The following is a 21501-nucleotide window of genomic DNA, read 5'->3' as shown; positions in this document are numbered from 1 at the left end:
CGTATGCAGACATCCCGCCCATCGCACCCGGGCGGTGTGCAAAGAATGCCGATCAAGGGCGTGGCGGCGTCGGCCGCTCCGGGGTGCCCAGGGTGTGGTTGACCAGCTCGTCGGGGCACGGCGTACCCCGCGGGAGCTGGTACTTCGCGGCCACCCGGTACTCGCCGGGGGCCGGGGCCAGCAGCTCCGTCCACACGTCGCCGAACGCGTCGGGGGCCGCCTTGAAGAGGCAGCCGGACGTGTTCGCGTAGTCCTTCGGCACCGCGGCCGGGCCGCGCGCCCTCGACGCGAACGTCTCCTGCGGGGGCGGTACGGCCTTCCCCGCGGCGTCCACCAGCCCCAGCCACGGCGAGTGCGGGATCCGCACCAGCACCCGCCCCGGCGCCCGTACGTCGATCACGAGCCGGTCGGCGCCGGCCCGCACCACGCTCGCGGGCCCGGACACCAGCTCCGTCGGGTCCTCCACCGCGAACAGGCGCCAGTTCTCGTCGCCCCACACCTCCCGGAGGTACGGGAGCCCCCCGCGCACGAGCTTCGCCTCCGTCACGCCCCCCGAGTCGGGTTTGTCCGCAGGCAGGACCACGTAGTGCACGGCCCAGCGCTCCAGCCAGGCCCGGTAGGCGTCCGCGCTGAGGGTGGCCTCGTAGAAGATCGGGTTGCGTTCCAGGTCGGCCTGGCGGTTCCAGCCGCGCGCGAGGTTGACGTACGCGGGGAAGGCCGAGGACTCCCGGTGGCTGCTGGCGGGGACCACCTCGACGCGGCCCCGGTCGGCGCCCGCCTTCCTCAGCTGGTCGACCAGCGGGGCCAGCTCCCGGTTCCAGGCGGCCACCGGGGTGGTCCGCACGATGTCGGTGACGCTGTTGGTGGTGATCCAGGCGCTCAGCCCGACGACGGCGAGCACGACGGCCCGTCGCCGCCACGAGCGCGCGGCCGTGTACGGGAGGGCCGCGAGCAGCGCGGCGCCGCCGAAGAGCATCACGAGGCGGGTGACGTTCGAACCGACCTGGGAGTCGATCGCCCAGGTCAGGAACACGCCGAGGGCGTACACACCGGCCGCGACCCGCACCGTGCGCCACGCCTTCGGTACGAGCAGGGCGACGGCCAGCCCGAAGAGGAACGGCAGCCAGGCCGAGCCCAGCTTCATGGGCTGGGTCCCCGAGAACGGGAACAGCCAGGCCGACAGGCCCACCACGGCCACCGGCGGCAGCCCGAGGACGTACGCCGCCGGCCGCCGCCGGGTCAGGAACAGCGCGGCCGCGACCACCCCGAGGAACAGTCCGGCGACGGGGCTCGCGGCGGTGGCCAGGGCGGCGAGCGGCGCCGCGACGGCCCCCTTGGCCCAGCGGCGCCCGGCCCACCGGCGCGGCAGGCAGAACACGGCGGTGACGGCGCCGAGCGCGAACAGCACGCCGAGGCCGAAGGTCACCCGGCCCGACAGGGCGTTGCAGAACAGCCCGTAGACCCCGGCGAGGGCCGGCCACAGGGGGCGGCGGACCGCGCCTCGGCAGCGGGTGAGGATCAGCGCGAGGAGGGCGGCGGAGGCGGTCCCGGCGATCATCATCGTGGTCCGTACGCCCAGCACGTGCATGAGGTACGGGGAGATCACGCTGTACGAGACGGGGTGCATGCCCCCGTACCAGGCCAGGTTGTACGCGGTGTCGGGGTGCCGGCCCACGAACTCCGCCCACGCGTCCTGCGCCGCCAGGTCCCCGCCGCTGTTGGCGAAGCAGAAGAACCAGACGACGTGCAGGACGGCGGCCAGGACCGTCGCCACGGCCACCGGGTGCCGGTGGGCCACCACGAGCGCCCCGGAGAGCCGGGAGAGGCTCCCGGAGGGCTGCCCGGAGGCGTCCATGCCGTCCTCGGGTCCGGCGGGGGACGCCCCGGACGCCCCGGACGGCCCGGACGGCCGGTCGTCGCCGGCCCGGTGGTCCGGGCGCTCGACTGTGCTCACGACCGGCACTCCCTCCCCGACGTACGGACCACGGACGCGGGACCCGGTCGCGGATCCCGACTCATCGGACGTGCCGCGGCGCCCCGGGGTTGCCCGGGGCGCCGCGGCCGTGCCCGTCTCGTCATCCGATCCGGGTCAGCTTGCTGCCGACGCCCGGCGAGGACAGCTCGCTCTTGAGGGCCACGGGCACCTTCACCTGACTGGCGCCCTCGCCGACGGTCAGCACGCCCACCGGGGTGCCGGCCTTGGCCGACTCCGGGATCGGGGTCCCGCCGTCACCCAGCTTGAGCTCGACCTTCAGGGACGGCCACCCGACCGCCTGCACGTCGGCGGTGGCGACGACCGGGGTGTGGCCGCCGAGGCCGTCGTCGACGTAGCCGACGACCGCGCCCTTCTTGACCACCGGCGCGCCCTGGATCTCCTTCTGCGTGGCGACCAGGAGGGTGCGGCTCGCGTTGATGACGCTGTCGATGATCGGGGGCTTGTGCTGGGCGAGGACCGCGCCGACGATCAGCTGGTTGGTGTCGCCGACCTTCTTCTGCGCGGCGAAGAGGAGGTTTCCGCCCGCCTTGGTCGTCGTACCGGTCTTGATGCCGAGCGAGTCGTTGAACGGGACCAGACGGTTCCAGTTCGGCCAGGTCTTGCCCTTCGGGTCGACCCAGCTCGGCTTGCGGGTGATGTCCACCAGCGCGTCCATCTCGACGATCTTCAGGCCGAGCTTCACCTGGTCCTCGGCGGTGCTGACCGTGGTCGCGTCCAGGCCGGAGGGGTCGGTGTAGGTGGTGTTGGTCATGCCGAGTTCCTTGGCGGTCTCGTTCATCTTCTTGACGAACGCCTCCTGGGAACCGGAGTCCCACCGCGCGAGCAGCCGCGCGATGTTGTTGGCCGACGGGATCATCAGGGCGGCGATCGCGTCGTACTCCGAGATCTTGTCGCCCTCCTGAACGGTGTTGAGGGTCGACTCGTTGTCGGACTTGTCCTTCTGCCCCTCGATCTCCGCCGTCTTGTCGACGTCGATCATCGCGCCCTTCTCCCCCTTCTTGAAGGGGTGGTCGCGCAGGATGATGTACGCAGTCATCGACTTCGTGACGCTCGCGATCGGCACCGGCTTCTGCTCGCCGGAGCTGCCGATCGTGCCGAGGCCGGCGGCGGCCATGGAGGCCTGTCCCTCGGTGGGCCAGGGCAGCTCCGGCTTGCCGCCGGGGAAGGTGTACGTGGACTCCGCGGTCAGCACGAGCTTCGGCGCGGGCAGCGGGCGCACCAACTGCACGACGGCCAGCACGATCGCCAGGAGCACCACGATCGGGGCGTAGATCTTGACCCGCCGCAGCGCGGTCCGCATCGGGGACGGCGGCGGGGGCGGGTTGTTGGTGAGGTCAGCCAGCATGTCGAGCGGCGGCCTGGGCGGCAGCGGCTGCTGGGTGGTGCGCTCACTGGGGTCGATCCGGGGCGGCGCCGGGGGCGCGGCCGCGGGGGTGGGCACGGGTCCTGCGGCGGCCTTGGGGGCGGGCGCGGGCTTCGGCGCGGCCGGCTTCTCGCCGTCGCCGCGCAGCGGTACGAAGGTGCTGGGGGCGCGGCCGTCCCCGCCCTTGCCGTCCTTGCCGTCCTTGCCCCGGTCCTTGTCCGCGTCCGTCGGCGCGGGCGCGCCCGGCTTGACGGCGCGGAACACGGCGGTGCGCTCGCCGTCGGACTCCGCGGGGGCCGAACCGGAGGCGGCCTTCGCCGCCGGCCTGCCGGGGAACGGGGGCTTCGTCTCGGCGGAAGCGGAATCGGAAGCGGAATCGGAGTCGGCCTTGACGGCGCGGAAGGCGGTGGTGCGGTCGTCGCCGCCCGCGGCGGGCTTCTTCGGACCCTCCGCCGGACCGCCGGCGGCCCTCGGGTCGGGCGCCGAACCGGGCTTCACGGCACGGAAGACGGCGGTCCGCTCGCTGTCGGCGGCCCCCGACTCCTCGCCCTTCTCGGCCTTCTCGGCCTTGTCGGGCCCCTCGGTCGTGTCGGCCTTCTCGGCCTTCTGGCCCTTCTCGGCGGTGGGCGCGGCCTGACCGGGCTTCACCGTACGGAAGACGGCGGTCCGCTCGCTGTCGGCGGCGCCCGACTTCTCGGCCTTCTCCGCCTTCTCGGCCACCTCGGGCTTCGCGGCCACCTCGGGCTTGTCGGCCACCTCGGGCTTGTCGGCCACCTCAGGCTTGTCGGACCGGTCGGCGGCCGGCGCGGGCGCACCCGGCTTGACCGTACGGAACACCGCCGTGCGCTCGCCGTCGACCGGCTTCTTCCTCGCCTCGGGGGCGGCCTCGTCAGAAGCGGAGGACGCAGAGGGCGCGGGCGAGCCCGGCTTCACTGCGCGGAAGACGGCGGTGCGCGCGTCGGTCTTCCCCGCGTCCTGCGCGTCGCCCTCCGGCCGGTCGGCGGTCGGTGCGGGCGAGCCCGGCCTGACCGTACGGAACACCGCCGTGCGCTCGTCCGCGACGGGCTTCTTCCCGGCCTGGGGCGAGGCGGCCGGAGCCGGCTCGTCAGCGGAGTCGGCGGCCTCGGTGGCGTCGTCGTCGGCCTCGGGCGCGGGGGTGGAGGGGGTCGGGCGCACGGCGCGGAACACGGCCGTGCGCTCGGTGTCGGGCGCCTTCGCGGGGGCGGAAGCGGAATCCTCTGCCTCCGGCTTCGGCGCGCGCGACCCGGAGGCGGCGGCCGCACCGGATCCGGCGGAAGCGGAACCTTCCGTACGCGGGTCCGGGCCCGGGGACTGGCGGACCACGGCGGGGGCCGGAGCGGAAGCGGGGGCGGCGTCCGCCCGGGAGGAGGACGCGTCGGAACCCGCACCCCCGGCCTGCTTCGCCTCGGGCTCCGCATCGGACTTCGCGTCGGGCTTCGCCCCGGACTTCACCCCGGACTTCACCTCGGGCTTCGCCCCGGAGCCCGCGGCGTCGGTGGACCCGGTGCGCGCGCCCGACCCGGCCTCGGAGTCGCCCTCGGCGTCCTCGGCCGGCGCCCGCGACGGCTCGGCGGTCGCCACCCAGGCGGCCACCGCCTCCTTCAGCGGGTCACGACGTTTCAGCGGCTGGAAGACCGAGAACCTCGGGTCCTGTTCCGCGGAGGACTCCGCCGCCCCCGGCGCTCCCTCATCTACCGACTTGTCGGGGGACTCGCCCGCCACCGTTCCTCCTCGATCGCCGTCCGGCCGCTGTCCGAACCGTCTAACAGTGTCCCGTCTCGGGGGCATCGCCCACGTGCTAGACGAGAACGACATAGATGCTGGTTCCCCTACAAAGCGACCAGGCACTCTCGACAGATGAATGTGAGAGGCGTCACCCTGTCACTCATCCACGCGGGGAGGCATGGATGGGCAGGAGCCGCAGAACAATTCCGGAGGAGCTTCTGCTGCTCGCCTTGGACCCGGCCACGGGTACCACGGCGCAGCCGCAGTCGCTCGACCTCGGCCTGGCCGGGGCACAGCTAGTGGAGCTGGCTCTGGCAGGACGGATAGCCCCTGACGGGGATCGTATCGCCGTGGTGATGCCACGGCCGACAGGAGATCCGACTTTGGACTCCGCACTGGAACTGCTGCGCAGGCGCGGCAGCCCGGTACGGGCGGTCCACTGGATCGGCGGGCCCCGACTGGGGCTGCGCCAGATCTACCTCGCGCACCTGGAGCGCTGCGGCATGGTGCATGCCGTCGCGGGCCAGATGTGCGGGGTGTTGCCGACGACTCGCTACCAGGCGACCGATACGGCGATCAGCCGGGAGATCCGTGCCCGGCTGGACAGTGCGATCCGCACCGGCGTACCGCCGGACCCGCGGACCGCGGCGCTCGCCGCGCTGGCCCACGCGGTCGGACTCGGCAAGCACCTGTACCCCGGCAACGAGGGGCGTTCGTCCAGGTCCCGGCTGCGGGACCTGATCCGGCACGACCCGATGGGCGGTCTGGTGGCGCACGCCGTCATGGACGTCCAGAACGGTGTGGCGGCACAGCCGCGTCGTGACCGCGCCGCGGCACCGCCGCCGGCCCGGGCCGCGTCCGGCAGCGCCGGCGTACCGATGCAACCGCGTCGTACGGGCGCGATGGCGCGGGTCGCCGCGCACTGATCCACCGCACGCGGGTTCAGCACGCACCGATCCACCGCGCGGGGTGGTGGGGCCGACCTTCCGGTCCCACCGCCCCGCGCGTCCGCGCGTCGGCGCCGTACGCCCGTACGCGCCGTACGTCCGGACGCCCGCCGTACGTCCACGCGCCGTACGCCCGCGCGTTCGCGCCGGTGCGCCCGCGGTTCCCGATTTCCCGTTCCCCAGCGGTATCGCACCCTTCGGTGGCAGTCTGCTGAACATCAGAAACGCAGCGAGACAGCGACAGAAGAAGGCGGAGGTGCCGTTCCCGTGGCGTCCAATGTCAATCCCACCGTCCGACGCCGCCGACTGGGCATGGAGTTGCGCAAGCTCCGCGAGGACAAGGGCATGACGGCCGAGCAGGTCGCCGAGCGCCTCCTCGTCTCCCAATCGAAGATCAGCCGGTTGGAGAACGGCCGCCGTTCCATCAGCCAGCGCGACGTGCGGGACCTGTGCGAGGTGTACGAGGTCGAGGACCCCCGTCTCGTGGACTCGCTCATGCAGATGGCCAAGGACTCCCGCCAGCAGGGCTGGTGGCACGCCTTCGGGGACATCCCGTACAGCGTCTACATCGGCCTGGAGACGGACGCCGCCAGCCTGCGCACCTACGAGCCCCAGATGGTGCCGGGGCTCCTCCAGACCCCCGACTACGCCCAGGCCCTGATCCGCGGCGCGCTGCCGGAGACGGCGCCCGCCGACGTGGACAAGCGCGTCCAGGTCCGCATGCACCGCCAGAAGCGGCTGTCCGAGACGGACAACAACAACCCGGAGGTCGGGCCGCTGCGGCTGTGGGCGGTGATCGACGAAGCCGCGCTGCGCCGGCACGTGGGCGATCCGCAGTTGATGATCCGGCAGCTGGAGTTCCTGATAGAGCAGTCCGAGCAGCCGTACATCACCGTGCAGGTGATGCCGTTCTCGATGGGCGCGCACCCGGGGGTCAACGGCCAGTACGCGATCCTGGAGTTCCCGGACGCCTCGGACTCGACGGTGGTCTACATCGAGGGCGTCACGAGCGACCTGTACCTGGAGAAGGCCAACGACGTCCAGAAGTACAGCGTGATGTACGAGCACCTGCGCGCGCAGGCGCTCAACGTCGATCAGACCCGGCAGTTCATCTCCGAGATCATCGACCAGTACGCCTCCAAGGCGTAAGCGGAGGGGCCCCTGTGGCCGGTGGGGTCGCGGGGGCGGGCACCGTACACCGTCACTCCCCGGCCACAGAAGGCCCGAATGGAATATGCCACCCGGTCGAGTGAATGCCTCCGTCACCCGTGGAGAGGTGCGGGTAGCGTCGATCACGTCAGCCGGGGAAGGGTCCGGCGGGCGCAACCGGAACTACTCGCTGAACCGGAGAACATCATGGCTATTCGTCAGGGCGCCACGGACAACTGGACCAAGTCCTCCTACTCCGGCGGAAACGGAGCCTGCGTCGAGGTCAAGTCCCCCGTCATGGAGACCGTCGCGGTCCGCGACTCCAAGGTGCAGGACGGTCCGGCGCTGACCTTCGCGCCGGGGTCCTGGTCCTCCTTCGTCACCGGCGTCACCGAGGGCCGGCTCGTCTGAACGTCTCCCCCCACATCCCCACCTTCGAAGCCCTCTCGACCGGCCCGCCGTCCTGGCCGAGGGGGCTCGGCCACACCCGCGGCGCCGACGTCGTGAAGGCCGGCCCGACCGCCAGGCGGGCCGGCCCCGGCGTTCAGCGCAGGCGGTCCACGTAACGGTCCGTCCCCGGGACCGTCGGAACGAACGGCGCCACCAGTTCCACCCGCCCCGAGCCCGATCCGGAGCCCGACCCGGACCCGGACCCGGACCGCGCGATCTCCTCGTCGAGGCCCTGGAAGCGGTCCCAGCAGGTGCGCGGGTCGGCTTCGAGGAACCACAGCAGGGTGAGGCGGGTGTCGACCCCCTCGACCTGCTTGACGTAGGTCATCCGGTCCCCGGGCAGCGGCGTGGGCCGGAAGACGGTCACCATCGCCGCCGGAGAATCGTTCAGCCGCTGGGGCAGGATCCGCGAACGCAGCCGTTCGAGCAGCTCCGCCCGGCCCTCGGGCCCGTCGGCGTCGACGACCTGGAGCACGAGCCCGGCGTAGGGGTGGTCCAGGGCGTGGAAGTCGCGGGGGCCGGCGGCGCCGTCGCGGTAGACCGTCGCCTCGTGGTCCTGGAAGGCCGTGAAGACGTGGGTGCGGTCCCGGTAGACGCGCCCGTCGCGGTTCAGCCGCTTGTTGATGCCGACCGTCCACTTCATGTGCTCGTCGTAGCGGCCCTCGGTCACCCAGTACGTCGACAGGTAGCAGCCGGCGGTGACCGGCTGGGCGACGGCCGACTTCTCCGGGTAGCGCAGCTCCTGGAGGTCGCGGGTGGCGACCCAGCGGCGGCCGGCGTACATCCAGGGCATGGCCATGGCGCCGGCGTAGTAGTGGTCGTCCTCGTACCAGCGGTTGTAGGCGTACTCGTGGCCCGGGTGCGGCTCCACCATCGTGATCAGCGCGTGGCCCGGGTGGACCCCGTACGGGCCGACCGCCGCCAGCGCCGCGTAGTCGTCGGCGCGGGTGTCCTCGGCGCCGGGGCCCTCGGCCCGACGCCCCTGTCCCTCTGTCGTCGTCATGCCACCGGTCTAACTGATGCAGCGTCAGATGAGGAGGGGGCGGGCGCCGTTCACTCCGTGGACAGGTAGGTGCCCTCTGCACCTTTCCTCGTTAGGCTGCCGCCACCCGCCACCCGAAGGAGCCCCCATGCCCCTCGCACCCGCCGCCGCACTGCCCGCCTTCGCCGCCCGCGCGCGCTCCACCGGCGGCTCGCCCGTACGCGAGATCCTGGCGCTCACCGAACGCCCCGGGGTGATCTCCTTCGCCGGTGGCCTGCCCGCCCCCGAACTCTTCGACACCGCCGGACTGCGCGCCTCCTACGAGGCCGTCCTCGACGGCCCCGACGCCGCCCGCGCCCTCCAGTACTCCACCACCGAGGGCTCCCCCGCCCTGCGCGAGGCCGTCGCCGCCCGCGTCGGCGCCCGGGGCCTGGCCGGCACGGCGGACGACCTCCTCGTCACCACCGGTTCCCAGCAGGGCCTGACCCTCCTGGCCGCCACCCTGATCGAGCCCGGCGACACCGTCCTCGTGGAGAACCCGACCTACCTCGCGGCCCTCCAGTGCTTCGCCCTCGCCGGGGCCCGGGTCGTGGCCGTCCCCTGCGACGGGCAGGGGCTGCTGCCCGACGCCCTCGCCGAGACCGTCGCCCGGGAGCGGCCCAAGCTGCTCTACACCGTGCCCACCTTCCAGAACCCGACCGGCCGCACCCTGCCCGGCGCGCGCCGGGCCGAGGTCGCCCGGATCGCGGCCCGCCTCGGACTGTGGCTGATCGAGGACGACCCGTACGGGGACCTGCGCTACGAGGGCTCCCACGAGCCGTGGATCGCCGCCCACCCCGGCGCCGAGGACCGCACGGCGCTGCTCGGCAGCTTCTCCAAGGTGATGGCCCCCGGGCTGCGCCTGGGCTGGCTGCGGGCCCCGGCCGCGCTGCGCCGTGCCGCCGTGGTCGCCAAGCAGGCGGCCGACCTGCACACCTCGACCGTCGACCAGCTGGCCGCCGCCCACTACCTCGCCACCCGGGACCTCGACGCCCACGTCGCCCGGGTCAAGGAGGCCTACCGGGAGCGCCGCGACGCCCTCCTGGCGGGACTGGGCGGGGCGCTCCCGGCCGGCTCCGAGTGGAACCGCCCCGAGGGCGGCATGTTCGTCTGGGCCCGCCTGCCCGAGGGGTACGACGCGGGGGCGCTGCTGAAGTCCGCCGTCGCCCACGACGTGGCGTACGTGCCCGGCGCCCCCTTCTTCACGGGCTCCCCCGATCCGCGCACGCTGCGACTGTCCTTCACCACCCACACCCCGGCGGAGATAGCCGAGGGCCTGCTCCGGCTGGGGCGGGCCCTGCGGTAGGGCGCGGGGCGCGGGCCGCGGGGCCCGGGCGGTGGCCCGTCAGCGCAGTTCGACGGTCACGCCGAAGTCGCGCAGCCGGCCCACGACCTCCTCGGCGTAGGAGACGTCCGGGGTGTTGCCCGCGTCGGCGAGGGCCAGTCGGGAGGCCTCGAAGTCGTGCCAGACGAGGGTGAAGGGCGGGGTGGGGCAGGCCTCGTAGCAGCCGGACAGGGCGTCGAAGAGGGAGTTCCAGCAGCGGCCGTAGGAGCCGCCGGGGCCGTTGACGGCCTCGCCGAGCGCGCAGTAGAGGGCGTGGTGGCCGGTCACCGCGGCGCCGTCGAGGTGACGGGCGTCGCCCGTCCGGGGCCCGTCGGGTTCCGGCACCGCCAGGTCGAGCCACTCGCCGTGCAGGGCGTCGGGGAACTCCCGCCACAGGCCCGGCGTGGTGGGGCGCCCCTCCTCCCACAGCCGCCACAGCGCCTCGACCTCCGGGACCGGCCGCTCCTTGATCCGGCCGATCGCCGTCACGTCGCGCAGGCCGTCGCCCCGGTCGCACGGCTCCTCCTCCATGACGTGCACGGACAGGTAGCGGCCCGTGAGCACGCGGCCGGTCCGGTCGACCGCCAGGATCTCCACCCGCCCCCGCGCGGACCACTCCCACAGCGCGCGGTCGTCCACCTCGCAGCCCAGCAGCCGCAGCACGTGGGAGTCCTCGGGGATGCCCCGGCGGTCGGGGCCGCCGGCGAACAGGCCCGGCACCGCCTCGCAGGTGCCGTTCGGCTCCTGGCGCCGGTCGGAGGCGTCGTACAGGACGTACGTCATCTGCTCCTGGCGGGAGGCGGACGGGCGGCCGAAGGACCATTCGGGCGCCTCGACGCCGACCTCGACGGCCACGTCGAAGCGGGCGGGGTCCTTCGGGTCGCGCTGGAAGTCGGTGACGACCACGTCGTGCAGCAGGTAGCTCCACCCCCACACCCGTTCGCCGCCCAGGCTCACGTCCAGGCACAGGTCGCCGGCCCGGCCGCCGTTCGCGCCCTCGATCGCGGCGAGCAGCGCTCCCTCGGGGGCGCACCCGAAGAGGACGAGTTCCTCCCTCGGGGGCACCGGCGGCTCGGCGAACAGCCCCTCGACCGCCGTGCACTTCGCCAGCACCCGCAGCTCTCCAGGGTCCCCCTCGGGGGTCTCCCGCTCCTCGACGACGACGAAGCGCAGGGGGATCTCCCGCTCCCAGGTCCAGCGGGTCTTCCAGGGGTTCACGGGGTCCGTGGGGTCCATGGGGTCCATGGGGTCCGTGGGGTCAGTGGGGTCAGTGGCGGTCATGGCGGCCATTCAACCCTGGGCCTCAGCCGCAGAGCGCGTCGATTTCGGCGGCGTAGCAGCGGGCGATCTCCGCGCGGCGCGGCGACCGGAGGCGCCGGCACCGCTGACCGCGGCGCTCATCGCGGCTACCGTCGGGGCATGGAGAGGGCTGCGGGAAGCGCCACGCCGGCCGGCGCCGCCACGGGCCGGCGGACCGTCACCGTCCACCACGTCCGGGCCGTCCTCGCGGGGGTGCGGCGGGCGGGCGTCGATCCGGTACCGCTGCTCCAGGAGGCGCGGATCGCGCCGCTGTTGCTCGGCGACGACCGGGCGCGGGTCACGGCGGCGCAGTTCGCCCGGCTGTTCCGGGCCCTGTACCGCACGACGCGCGACGAGTTCCTCGGCCTGGCCCCGCTGCCGAGCCGGCCGGGCACGTTCGCGATGATGTGCCACGCCTCGCTGGGCTGTCGCGACCTGGAGGCGGCGACGCGGCGGGCGGTGGTCTTCTACGGGCTGTTCCCCGGCGGGCCGACGCTCGCGCTCGAAGTGGCGGGCGCGCGGGCCCGGTTCACGGTCGCCGACGCCTTCGACGGGGACGAGGAGCGGTTCGTCGGCGAGTGCGTGCTCGCGATCTGGCACCGGTTGAGCAGTTGGCTGATCGGCCGGCGCATCCCCCTGGAGCGGGTGTCGTTCGCCCATCCGGCGCCGCCGCACGCACGGGAGTGCGCGGCGCTGTTCGGCTGCCCGGTGGGCTTCGGCGCCGACCGGACGGGCGCGACCTTCGACGCGCGCTGCCTGACCGCGCCGCTCGTGCGGGACGAGGCGGAGCTCGACGCGATGCTGCGCCGGGCCCCGTTCGACCTGTTGGCCCGTCCCGAGTACGCGACGACGGTCGCCGAGCAGGTACGCCGGACCCTGACGCACCGGCTGCGCGAGGCGCCGCGGCTGCCGGAACTGGGCGAGGTGGCGGCCCGCCTGGCGGTGTCCCCGGCGACGCTGCGGCGCCGCCTCCAGGGGGAGGGCACCTCCTTCCGGGGGATCAAGGACCAGGTGCGGCGGGACGCGGCGATCGCGGGCCTGACCGAGGGTCGGGAGCCGATCGCGGAGCTCGCGGCCCGGCTGGGCTTCTCCGAGGACACCGCCTTCCACCGGGCCTTCCGCCGCTGGACGGGGACGACTCCGGGGGCGTACCGGATCGCGTCGGGGGCGTAGCCGAAGGCTGGGCGCCGGCGGCGCGCGGGGCCGCGTACGGGCTCGCTCCCCCACGCATCCGATCGCCGTTGACCACGCAAAGCGACGGCCCGGATACTCGGCGTGGCGAACGCCCGCTCGGGCTTCGCAGACGGTTTCACCGGTGGAGAGGTGGACTCATGGGCTTCCTGACGCGGGGCGAGGACGCGGGCGCGGGCGACGGCGGGAGTGGGAGCGGCGCGGGGCCGGGCCGCAGGGCGGTCCTGACGCGCGCCCTGGGCGTGGCGGCGGCCGGGCTGACGGGCGACGGGCGCGGCGGCCGGCCCGGCGGCGGCGGGGGTCCGTGCGAACCAGTCGAACTGGCGGTTCTGCACGAAGTGCTACGGCATGTTCTTCCGCGGCTACCCCACGGACGGCGCCTGTCCGGCGGGCGCGGGCCACGACGCGCAGGGCTACGACTTCAACCTCCCGTACAACGTGCCGGAGACCGCGACGGCGCAGCGGAACTGGCGCTTCTGCACCAAGTGTTACGGGATGTTCTACTACGGCTACCCGGACAACGGCCGCTGTCCGGCCGGGAACGCGCACGCCATGCAGGGCTACGACTTCGTGCTGCCGCACGACGTCCCGCAGACGGCCGGCACCCAGCGCAACTGGCGGTTCTGCCCGAAGTGCTACGGCCTCTACTACTACGGCTACCCGACCAACGGCCGCTGCCCGGCGGGCAACGCGCACGGGATGCAGGGCTACGACTTCGTCCTGCCGCACTTCTAGATCGTCTCCACGGCTCCGGGCCTCGTCCTCACGGGCGAGCGGTCCGCCCGCGTCGGCGCGGCCGACCGGTGTGGGGAGTCCGGGTCAGGAAAGGTGAGCTGTCCGGTCAGGCACATTCCGACTGGTCGGTCACTACCTTCGCCTCACCCACCCCCACACCGGACCCCCGGGAGAGCCGCCATGCGCGTCCGAAGCACCGGCACCACCCTGGCCACCGCCGTCGTCCTGGCCGTCACGGCCTGGATCCCGGCGACCGGCGCCCACGCCGACCCCACCGCCGCCGGCACGACCGCCGCCGGCAAGGCCCCCGGCGACCTGGTCTCCAGCGCCCCGTCCGCCTTCCACCCCCTGCCGGGGCAGCCCACCGGCACCAGGGCCTGGAAGGTCCACTACCGCTCGACCACCGCCGACGGCGCCCCCAACGTGGTCTCCGGCACCGTCATCGTCCCGCAGGACGGCCGCACCGGCCCGCGCCCCCTCATCACCTACGCGGTCGGCACCGTCGGCCTCGGCGACTCCTGCGCGCCGAGCGCCAACCTGCCGCACGGCACCTCCATGGAGGCCAACCTCATCCAGCAGTACACCCAGCGCGGCTGGGCCGTGGTGGTCACCGACTACGAGGGCCTGGGCACCCCGGGCACGCACACCTACACCGTCGGCCCCTCGGCCGGTCACGCGGTGCTGGACGCCGCCCGCGCCGCCGTACGCCTCCCCGAGGCGGGCCTGTCCGCCGACGCTCCCGTGGGGATCGTGGGCTACTCCCAGGGCGGCCAGGCGAGCGCCTGGGCCGCCGAGTTGCAGGGCTCGTACGCGCCGGAGCTGAACGTGAAGGGCACGGCGACGGGCGGGGTCCCCGCGGACCTCCTGGAGGTGGCCGACTTCAACGACGGCTCCCTCGGATCGGGGCTGATCTTCATGGCGGCGGCCGGGCAGGACGCGGCGTTCCCCGAGCTGAAGCTCGACTCCTACCTGAATCCGGCGGGCCGGGCGCTGGTGGCGGGGATGAAGGAGAACTGCGTCGCCGTCGACGCGGTCGCCGGGGCCTTCAAGCGGATCTCCGACCTGACGACGAGCAACCCGCTCGACCGGCCGGACTGGCGGGCCCGCCTGAACCAGAGCCGGCTGGGCCGGACCGCTCCGGCGGCGCCCGTGCTCCAGTACCACGCGGTCGGGGACGAGTTGATCCCGTACGCGACGGGCCGGCGGTTGCGCTCCGAGTGGTGCGCGCGGGGCGCGGACGTGCGGTTCGACACGATCTGGCTCGGTGAGCACGTCAGCGGGGTCATCACGCACTCCCTGACGGTCGGGAACTGGCTGGCGGACCGCTTCGCGGACCGTCCCTCGCGCCCCGACTGCTGACGGGCCCCGTCGGGCGGGGGCGCCCGGTCCCCGGCCGGCTCAGTCCTCCGCCGGGCAGGAGCGGGTGCCGCTCGGGAGGCGGCCGTCGAGGAGGAAGTCGTTCACGTAGCCGGTGACGCAGCGGGTCTGCCCGTAGCCGGTGTGGCCCTCGCCCTTGTTGTCGATGATCACCGCCGAGCCGAGCCGGCGGGCCGTCTCCTCCGTCCACTCGTACGGGGTCGCCGGGTCGCCCCGGGTGCCGACGAGCAGCATGCGCGGGGCGCCCGGGTGGTCGATCCGGCGGATGAAGTCGGTTCCGGCGGGGCGGCCGTGGCAGGCCAGGACGGACCCCAACTGGTACGGGCCGAAGATCCTCGACGCCTCCAGGAAGGCGGGGCGCAGGGCGAGGAGTTCCTTCTCCAGGGCCTGCGGGGTGGCCTTGTCGCCGCTCCGGTCCGGGTCGTCGGCGCAGTTCACGGCGGTCAGGGCGGCCGCCCCGTTGTCGGCGGGCACCGGGGAGGGGCCGTCGTCGTCCTCGGGCGGCGGTTCGGCGGGGCCGCCCAGTTGGAGGAGGCCGACGGGGTCGCCGCGGTGTTCGGCCGCGGCGAGGGCGTCCGCGAGGGCGGGCCACCGCGCGCGGGAGTACAGGGCGGCGGCGATGGCGGCGGTGGCGTCGGCCCCGGTGAAGTGCGAGCCGTCCTGTCCGATGAGCGGCGCCCGGTCGAGCCGCTCCACGAGGGCGTCGACCTCCTCCTTGGCGGTGCGGGTGTTGGTGCCGTAGACGCAGCCGGGGCGGTGCGCGCACCAGACGAGGAAGTTGTCGAGGGCGCGTTGCTGGCCGCGCGCCGAGACGAGGGCCTGCTCGACGAGCGGCTCGGAGAGGGTGTCGACCCCGTCGAGGACCATCCGGCCGGTGTCGCGGGGGAACAGCGCGGCGTACACGGCGCCGAGGCGGGTGCCGTAGGAGAAGCCGAGGTAGGCGAGCTTGCGACCGCCCAGGACGCGGCGTACGACATCCATGTCGCGGGCGACGTTGACGGTGCCGACGTACGGCAGGACGGGCCCGGAGTGGCGCGCGCAGCGGGCGGCGTGGGCGCGCAGGGCGGCCAGCTGCGCGTCGGCGTCCGGGGCCGTGGCCCCTTCGGCCGCGTCCCCGTCGGCCGGGACTCCGTCGGCCGGGTCGTGGCCGTCGCCGCAGGAGATGCCGTCGCTGTGGCCGACGCCGCGGGGGTCGAAGCCGATGAGGTCGTAGCGTTCGCCGAGCTTCGCGAAGTCGGCGGCCCCGGCGGCGAGCGCGGCGACCCCGGATCCGCCGGGGCCGCCGAAGTTCAGCAGGAGCGGGCCCAGGCGGCGGTGGGCGGGGCCGGTCGCGGGTATGCGGGCGAGGACCACCCGGGTGGTGCCCTTGGCGGGGTCGGCGTGGTCGAGGGGCACGGTCAGGGCGGCGCACCGCATCTCGGCGGAGGCGCGCCGCTCGGGGCAGGGGCCCCAGCGGGGGCGCTGCTCGTGGAAGCGGGCGAGGGGGTCGGCGGGGCCGGTGGCCTTCGGCGCCGGGGACGGGACGGCGGCGGGGGCCGTGGCGAGGGTGGCGAGGGCCAGTGCGCAGGCCGCTGCCGCGGGGCCGGTACGGGGCCGGCCGGCGCGGGGGCGGCGGGAACGGTGCACGGCACCTCCTCGTGCCTCGCGCGGCCCCCCGGACCGGTCCGCTCCACCATAAGCGGGCCCCGCCCGGGACGCCCCCCGACCGCCGCCCGCCCATCTGCCCGCCCGGCGGCCCGCCCGCAGGCCGGCCCACTCGCCCACCCGGCCGCCGGCCCGGCCAACCCGACCGCCGGCCCTCTCGCCCGGCCGGCCCCGATCACCCGGCCCCGTGGGCCCTCACAGCGCTAGGAACGCCGGTACAGCTCCTCGATCCGCTCCTCGTAGTCGCGGGCGATGGCGTCCCGGCGGAGTTTGAGGGAGGGGGTGAGGTGGCCGCGGGCCTCGGTGAAGTCGGCCGTCAGGACGGTGAAGCGGCGGATGGACTCGGGCCGCGAGACGAGCTTGTTCGCCTCGTCCACCGCCGTCTGGAGCTCGGCCAGCAGTTCCGGATCGGTGACCAGCTCGCGCAGGGGCACCTCCTGCTTGCGGTGCATCCGGCGCCAGTGCGCGAGCCCGTCCGGTTCCAGGGTGAGCAGGGCGGCGACGTAGGGCCGGTTGTCCCCGACGACCATGCACTGGCCGACCAGGGGGTGGGCGCGCAGCCAGTCCTCCAGGGGGGCGGGGGCGACGTTCTTGCCGCCGGAGGTGATGATCAGGTCCTTCTTGCGGCCGGTGATGGTGAGGTAGCCGTCGGCGTCGAGTTCGCCGATGTCCCCGGTGGCCAGCCAGCCGCCGCCCGGGTGCGCGGCGACGTTCCAGTACCCGGCGAAGACGTGTCCGCCGCGCAGCAGCACCTCCCCGTCGTCGGCGATGCGCACCGACGTGCCGGGCAGGGGCCAGCCGACGGTGCCCAGGCGGGGGCGCAGCGGCGGGGTGACCGTCGAGGCGGCGGTGGTCTCGGTGAGTCCGTAGCCCTCGAAGATCTCGATGCCGGCGCCGGTGTAGAAGGCGGCGAGGCGGCGTCCGAGGGGGGAGCCGCCGCTGAGGACGTAGCGGACGTGCCCGCCGAGGGCGGCGCGGATGCGGCGGTAGACGAGGGGGTCGTAGAGGGCGTGGGCGAGGCGCAGGCCGAGGCCGGGGGTCTTGCCCTCGACGGTCTCCCCGAAGCGTCGGGCGATGCGGGCGGCCCGGTCGAAGGAGGAGGCGCGGCCCATCTTCTCGGCGGTGGCGCGGGCGGTGTTGTAGACCTTCTCCATCACGTAGGGGATGGCGAGGAGGAAGGTCGGGCGGAAGCCGGCGAGGTCGGCGAGGAGTTCCTCGGTCTGGATGCTGGGGGCGTGGCCGAGTCGGACGCGGGCGCGAAGGCAACCGACGGCGACCATCCGGCCGAAGACGTGGGACAGCGGCAGGAAGAGCAGGGTGGAGGCGGCTTCCCTACTGGCGGACGTGAAGACGGGGTGCAGCAGGGCCACGGCGTTGTCGACCTCGGCGAAGAAGTTCGCGTGGGTGATCACGCAGCCCTTGGGGCGGCCGGTGGTGCCGGAGGTGTAGACGAGGGTGGCGACGGATTCGGGGGTGCGGGCGGCCCTGCGGGCGTGCACGACCGCGTCGGGCACGTGCTCCCCGGCCTTGACGAGCCGGGCCACGGCTCCCGTGTCGAATTCCCACAGGTGGGCGAGGCCGGGCAGGTTCGCGCGCTCGGCGCTGATCATGCGGGCCTGGGCGGTGTCCTCGACGGCGCAGGCGACGGCGGCGGAGTCGTGGAGGATCCAGCGGACCTGGAGGGCGGAGGAGGTGGGGTAGACGGGTACGGTGACCAGCCCGGCGGCCCATCCGGCGAAGTCGAGCAGGGTCCACTCGTAGGTGGTGCGGGCCATGATGGCGAGCCGGTCGCCTTCGGCGAGGCCCTCGGCGATGAGCCCCTTGGCGACGGCGAGCACCTCTGCGGCGAATTCGGCGGCGCTCACGTCCCGCCAGGTGCCGTCGCGTTCCTTGCGGGACAGGACGATCGCGCCGGGTTCCTCGCGGGCGTTGACGAAGGGGAGGTCCCCGAGGGATCCGCTCGTCGGCGGGGGTACGAGCGCGGGTACGGAGACCTCGCGCACCACTCCGTCGACGGTGGTCTTGACGGGCTCGACGAGTCTCGGTTCGAAGGTGTCCAGGTCCACGGGCGTCTTCTCCTCGGCCGCTCGGGAGTTACCGCCGGTAATCTACGCACGGGTAACCGCCGGCGAACACCCCTCGGACGCGTTCTCCTCCGCACCTGCACACCCCGCACCCGAGCCCCCCTCGCCGAAACCTCTGCCCCGGAACGGCTGCGTCGACGCGGGGGCACCGGGCAGAATCCCCGGTGGTCCGTCAACTCGCCTCCGTAGCCCACCCTTTGGAGCAGCCGGTGTCCTCGCAGGAAATCGTCCTGACCCTCAGCCCACAGGAGGCCGCCACCGGGGTGACCATCACGGTCCCCCTGCCGACGGGCTCCACCCGCCTGCGCATCCCGCCGGCCCGGGACGGCGACCTCGTCCGGGCCCGCGTCGGCGACGAGGAGGTGCTGCTGCGGATCCGGGTCTCGGCCACCGCCGCCACGGCAGCGGGCGCGGCGGCGGGCGCGAGCGCCGCGACCGCGACCTTCGCCGCGCCGCCCCCCGCGGGGCCCGCCCCGGGCGGCAGGACCCGCGCGATCGGCTGCCTGGTGGCCGGGGCGGTGGCGCTCGTCGTGGTCATCGCCGCCGTCGCGATCGGCGGTCGCGACGACGACACCTCCGACAACGCGGGCTCCTCCTCGTCCGCCACGCCCTCGGCCACCGAGTCCTCCTCGCCGCCCTACGACACGGCCCCGCAGCCCACGGTGACCGTCGCCCCCACCCCCGACCCCACGCCGACCTCGGCGCCCGCCGACGCCCCCACCTACTCCTTCCCCACCCCCGTCTTCCCCTCTCCCGCCGAGCCCAGCCCGTACGACCGGGGCACCTGCCTGAACGGCACGCTGCCGGACTCGACGACCCCGACCCGCGTCAACGACGTGGACGAGGTGCCCTGCTCGGCGTCCGACGCCCACTACAAGGTGATCGAGACCTTCCCCGGCACCGACGACATGGACCGCTGCAAGTCCAACTCGAAGACGGAGTACTCCTTCTCGGCCCGCTACACGCGCGGCGGCGTCGTCACGAACCAGTACGTCTACTGCCTCGTCGGTCTCGGCTCGTACGCCCGCTGACCTGACGCACCCGAGACAAACGGATGGACAGCCCCTCGCCCGGCCTCCGATAGTGCGGGCCATGAGCTCTCTCGTGCGCCACACCACCGTCGACTGTTCCGACGCCTACGCCCTCGCCCGGTTCTGGGCGGAGGCCCTCGACGGCACCCTCGCCGACGACGACCACCCGGGCGACCCGGAGGTGACCGTGACCTCGGCGGGCGCCAACCTGCTGTTCATCCGGGTCCCCGAGGGCAAGAGCGTGAAGAACCGCGTCCACTTCGACCTCCAGCCGCAGGACCGGGGCCGCGACGAGGAGGTGGAACGCCTCCTCGCCCTGGGCGCGAAGACGGTCGGCGACTTCCGCAGGCCCGACGGCACCGGCTGGGTGACGATGACCGACCCGGAGGGCAACGAGTTCTGCGTGGAGCGCAGCGCGGCCGAACGCGCGGCCACGGAGTAGGCCTCAGGCGGCCGCCGGGGCGCCCGGGTGGTCGTCCTCGGGCGGGCAGGTCCGGCAGCGGCCGGGCGCGGGGGCCCGGAAGGCCCGGTCGCAGCCGTCGCAGTTCTGCATCGGGTCCACCGCCGGCCGCCGTGCGGACGGCGGGGGCGGGGCCTGCGGCATGGGCGGCGGGAGCCCCGCGCCGAGCCGGTGCCCGAGCAGACCGGCGGCGCTGCGCAGGTCCGCCGGCAGGTCCGCCACGAGCACGCGCCGCACCGCCTCGGGGTCGGCGCCCCGCTCCAGCCAGGCGTCCACCTTGGGCGCGAGCCGGCGTACGTCGCGCTCCCCGAGCAGCAGCCGCGGATCGTCCCCGCGCAACCGCACGAGCAGGTCGACGGCGGCCCGCCCCGCCTCCCGCGCCACGGGCGGCACGGGGTCCGGCGGGGGCGCGGGGGCCGGCGCGGGGTCCGGCTCCGGGGCCGGCTCCGGAACCCGCTCCGGCCCGGGTGGCTCCGGAGGTTCGGGCGGTTCGGGGGCGGCCCCGTCCGGCCGGTTGTAGGACACCGTCCGGGTCACCAGACGGCCGTCCGCCGTCCGTACGCGACGGCGCTCCAGGTACCCGGCCGCCTCCAGCTCCCGCAGGGCGGAGGCGATGCGGACCTCCCCCTCGGGGAACCGCTCGGCGAGCACCTTGATCCCGACCCGGGAGCCGGCCGGCAGCGACTGGATGTGCACCCCGAGCCCGATGGCCACCAGCGACAACCGCCGGTGCCGGGCGAGGTGGTTGCCGACCACCACGTAGTGATCGCGGTGCCGGACGTTGACGTGCATGACCCCGGACGGGGTGTTTGCGGCCCGATCAGGGGACGGCGCGCGACAGCTCGCGCTAGGCTGCGTAAGAGCCATGGGGAAGGTCCTGCTTCCTGCTTGGTGAGGCCCTCGCCCGGGATTACTGTCCCGCCGAGGGCCGCCTCATTTCGTATGGCGTGCGGGGCGAGCATATGCCCGCCAACCCTGGCGAAATCCAGCCCAGTTGGGCCGATTCACCCGCGCGAGTGAGTGCGGGGACGGTGGGGTGGGGAGGGGTGGGTTCTTGCCTCCGGTACACCCCCGGAGGGGACGTACCGGATCACCGGATCCCGGCTCCCCGCGTCACGGTGCGAGCCCCTCACCGGGCACGTCCCACTCCGCCCACACCACCTTGCGGGGCGGCGGCCCCGCCTCCACGCCCCACCGGTCGGCCACCGCCACCACCAGCGCCAGCCCCCGCCCGCCCTCCGCGCCCGGATCCGCGTCCCGGGGTTCCGGGATCCGGTCCCGCCGGGTGTCCGTCACCTCGACCCGCAGCGCCCTCTCCCCCCGGATCAGCGCCACCTGGAAACCCCGACCCGGCACCCGGCCGTGGGTCACCGCGTTGGCGGCCAACTCCCCGACCACCAGGGCGACCCCCTCGGTCGGCAACCCCCACGCGAGGCACTGCTCCACGGCGAGCCGCCGCGCCTGCCGGGCGGCGCGCGGCGTGGCGGGCAAAACCGCCACGAACTGGTTCTCGAAGTAACCGATTTGACTATTCACGTCACCCAGCGTGGAGCGCGCTGCGTAGCGTGAGAAGCGGGATCGCCCCCGTGTCCGGGCTTTGTCCGCCGCTTGTCCGGCGCTGTCCGGGCTGTCCCGAAGGCCGTACGGGCAGGGGGTGTCGAGTCATTTTCGGTGCGTCGGAGGT

The 21501-nt window shown here is 74.2% G+C and carries 17 protein-coding genes; 9 read left to right on the top strand and 8 right to left on the bottom strand.

All coding sequences use genetic code 11. The features are described from left to right. Positions 1-52 precede the first annotated feature (52 nt). Positions 53-1855, bottom strand: a complete 1803-nt coding sequence (locus tag AB0D01_RS32445) for an MFS transporter (RefSeq protein ID WP_363061607.1) — start codon at positions 1853-1855, stop codon at positions 53-55. 220 nt (positions 1856-2075) lie between these two features. Next, positions 2076-5102, bottom strand: coding sequence for a hypothetical protein (locus tag AB0D01_RS32440; RefSeq protein WP_363061574.1), 3027 nt, complete (start codon positions 5100-5102; stop codon positions 2076-2078). A 185-nt stretch (positions 5103-5287) separates the two neighbouring features. Here AB0D01_RS32440 and AB0D01_RS32435 point away from each other — a divergent pair, with 185 nt between their 5' ends. From AB0D01_RS32435 to AB0D01_RS32425, 3 genes are all read left to right on the top strand, one after another. Then, positions 5288-6031, top strand: coding sequence for a GPP34 family phosphoprotein (locus AB0D01_RS32435; RefSeq protein ID WP_363061572.1), 744 nt, complete (start codon positions 5288-5290; stop codon positions 6029-6031). 288 nt (positions 6032-6319) lie between these two features. After that, a complete protein-coding gene (locus tag AB0D01_RS32430; RefSeq protein ID WP_363061570.1) occupies positions 6320-7201 on the top strand; it encodes a helix-turn-helix transcriptional regulator in 882 nt (293 codons plus the stop codon). A gap of 207 nt (positions 7202-7408) precedes the next feature. Beyond that, entirely contained in the window at positions 7409-7612 is a 204-nt protein-coding gene (locus AB0D01_RS32425) for a DUF397 domain-containing protein (RefSeq protein ID WP_363061568.1), read from the top strand. A 133-nt stretch (positions 7613-7745) separates the two neighbouring features. On the opposite strand, the gene AB0D01_RS32420 is transcribed toward AB0D01_RS32425, so the two are convergent. Beyond that, positions 7746-8654, bottom strand: a complete 909-nt coding sequence (locus AB0D01_RS32420) for a hypothetical protein (RefSeq protein WP_363061566.1) — start codon at positions 8652-8654, stop codon at positions 7746-7748. A 127-nt stretch (positions 8655-8781) separates the two neighbouring features. Between AB0D01_RS32420 and AB0D01_RS32415 the strand changes: the two genes are divergently transcribed. Further along, positions 8782-9978 (top strand): PLP-dependent aminotransferase family protein, encoded by a 1197-nt coding sequence (locus AB0D01_RS32415; RefSeq protein ID WP_363061564.1) that lies wholly within the window; start codon positions 8782-8784, stop codon positions 9976-9978. Between the two features lie 39 nt (positions 9979-10017). Here AB0D01_RS32415 and AB0D01_RS32410 read toward each other — a convergent pair whose 3' ends face one another. Further along, positions 10018-11277, bottom strand: a complete 1260-nt coding sequence (locus AB0D01_RS32410) for a hypothetical protein (RefSeq protein WP_363061562.1) — start codon at positions 11275-11277, stop codon at positions 10018-10020. A 138-nt stretch (positions 11278-11415) separates the two neighbouring features. Here AB0D01_RS32410 and AB0D01_RS32405 point away from each other — a divergent pair, with 138 nt between their 5' ends. The 3 genes from AB0D01_RS32405 (at position 11416) to AB0D01_RS32395 (ending at position 14580) form a co-directional block, all read left to right on the top strand. Next, entirely contained in the window at positions 11416-12468 is a 1053-nt protein-coding gene (locus AB0D01_RS32405; RefSeq protein ID WP_363061560.1) for an AraC family transcriptional regulator, read from the top strand. Positions 12469-12834: 366 nt separating this feature from the next. After that, the gene (locus AB0D01_RS32400; protein WP_363061558.1) at positions 12835-13221 is read left to right on the top strand and encodes a hypothetical protein; all 387 of its coding nucleotides are present in this window, start codon (positions 12835-12837) and stop codon (positions 13219-13221) included. A 180-nt stretch (positions 13222-13401) separates the two neighbouring features. Further along, positions 13402-14580, top strand: coding sequence for a lipase family protein (locus tag AB0D01_RS32395; protein WP_363061556.1), 1179 nt, complete (start codon positions 13402-13404; stop codon positions 14578-14580). A 39-nt stretch (positions 14581-14619) separates the two neighbouring features. On the opposite strand, the gene AB0D01_RS32390 is transcribed toward AB0D01_RS32395, so the two are convergent. Next, positions 14620-16224 carry an alpha/beta hydrolase gene (locus tag AB0D01_RS32390; RefSeq protein WP_363061554.1) on the bottom strand — a complete coding sequence of 535 codons (1605 nt, stop codon included), beginning with the start codon at positions 16222-16224 and terminating at the stop codon, positions 14620-14622. A gap of 221 nt (positions 16225-16445) precedes the next feature. Beyond that, positions 16446-18308 (bottom strand): AMP-dependent synthetase/ligase, encoded by a 1863-nt coding sequence (locus AB0D01_RS32385; RefSeq protein ID WP_363061552.1) that lies wholly within the window; start codon positions 18306-18308, stop codon positions 16446-16448. A 227-nt stretch (positions 18309-18535) separates the two neighbouring features. Here AB0D01_RS32385 and AB0D01_RS32380 point away from each other — a divergent pair, with 227 nt between their 5' ends. Together AB0D01_RS32380 and AB0D01_RS32375 are read left to right on the top strand one after the other, a co-directional pair. Next, entirely contained in the window at positions 18536-19357 is an 822-nt protein-coding gene (locus AB0D01_RS32380; protein WP_363061550.1) for a hypothetical protein, read from the top strand. Between the two features lie 61 nt (positions 19358-19418). Beyond that, positions 19419-19799: a VOC family protein gene (locus tag AB0D01_RS32375; protein WP_363061548.1), complete on the top strand. Its 381-nt coding sequence runs from the start codon at positions 19419-19421 to the stop codon at positions 19797-19799. A gap of 3 nt (positions 19800-19802) precedes the next feature. Here the strand turns inward: AB0D01_RS32375 and AB0D01_RS32370 are convergent, their stop codons facing one another. Further along, on the bottom strand, positions 19803-20609 hold the full coding sequence (locus AB0D01_RS32370) for a helix-turn-helix domain-containing protein (protein WP_363061546.1): 807 nt from the start codon (positions 20607-20609) through the stop codon (positions 19803-19805). 321 nt (positions 20610-20930) lie between these two features. Next, positions 20931-21353 (bottom strand): ATP-binding protein, encoded by a 423-nt coding sequence (locus AB0D01_RS32365; protein ID WP_363061544.1) that lies wholly within the window; start codon positions 21351-21353, stop codon positions 20931-20933. Positions 21354-21501 lie beyond the last annotated feature (148 nt).

Source organism: Streptomyces sp. NPDC048606, assembly GCF_040650855.1.
Taxonomy (GTDB): domain Bacteria; phylum Actinomycetota; class Actinomycetes; order Streptomycetales; family Streptomycetaceae; genus Streptomyces.
The sequence above is the reverse complement of the archived record's forward strand: the minus strand, read 5'-3'. Positions and strand labels throughout refer to the sequence as shown.

Excerpts from the sequence above, each read along its gene's own strand:
- AB0D01_RS32400 (WP_363061558.1), top strand. The coding sequence starts at position 12,835 with ATGTTCTTCCGCGGCTACCCCACGGACGGCGCCTGTCCGGCGGGCGCG.
- AB0D01_RS32420 (WP_363061566.1), bottom strand. The coding sequence starts at position 8,654 with ATGACGACGACAGAGGGACAGGGGCGTCGGGCCGAGGGCCCCGGCGCC.
- AB0D01_RS32410 (WP_363061562.1), bottom strand. The coding sequence starts at position 11,277 with ATGACCGCCACTGACCCCACTGACCCCACGGACCCCATGGACCCCATG.
- AB0D01_RS32395 (WP_363061556.1), top strand. The coding sequence starts at position 13,402 with ATGCGCGTCCGAAGCACCGGCACCACCCTGGCCACCGCCGTCGTCCTG.
- AB0D01_RS32445 (WP_363061607.1), bottom strand. The coding sequence starts at position 1,855 with ATGGACGCCTCCGGGCAGCCCTCCGGGAGCCTCTCCCGGCTCTCCGGG.
- AB0D01_RS32435 (WP_363061572.1), top strand. The coding sequence starts at position 5,288 with ATGGGCAGGAGCCGCAGAACAATTCCGGAGGAGCTTCTGCTGCTCGCC.
- AB0D01_RS32415 (WP_363061564.1), top strand. The coding sequence starts at position 8,782 with ATGCCCCTCGCACCCGCCGCCGCACTGCCCGCCTTCGCCGCCCGCGCG.
- AB0D01_RS32425 (WP_363061568.1), top strand. The coding sequence starts at position 7,409 with ATGGCTATTCGTCAGGGCGCCACGGACAACTGGACCAAGTCCTCCTAC.
- AB0D01_RS32370 (WP_363061546.1), bottom strand. The coding sequence starts at position 20,609 with ATGCACGTCAACGTCCGGCACCGCGATCACTACGTGGTGGTCGGCAAC.
- AB0D01_RS32405 (WP_363061560.1), top strand. The coding sequence starts at position 11,416 with ATGGAGAGGGCTGCGGGAAGCGCCACGCCGGCCGGCGCCGCCACGGGC.
- AB0D01_RS32375 (WP_363061548.1), top strand. The coding sequence starts at position 19,419 with ATGAGCTCTCTCGTGCGCCACACCACCGTCGACTGTTCCGACGCCTAC.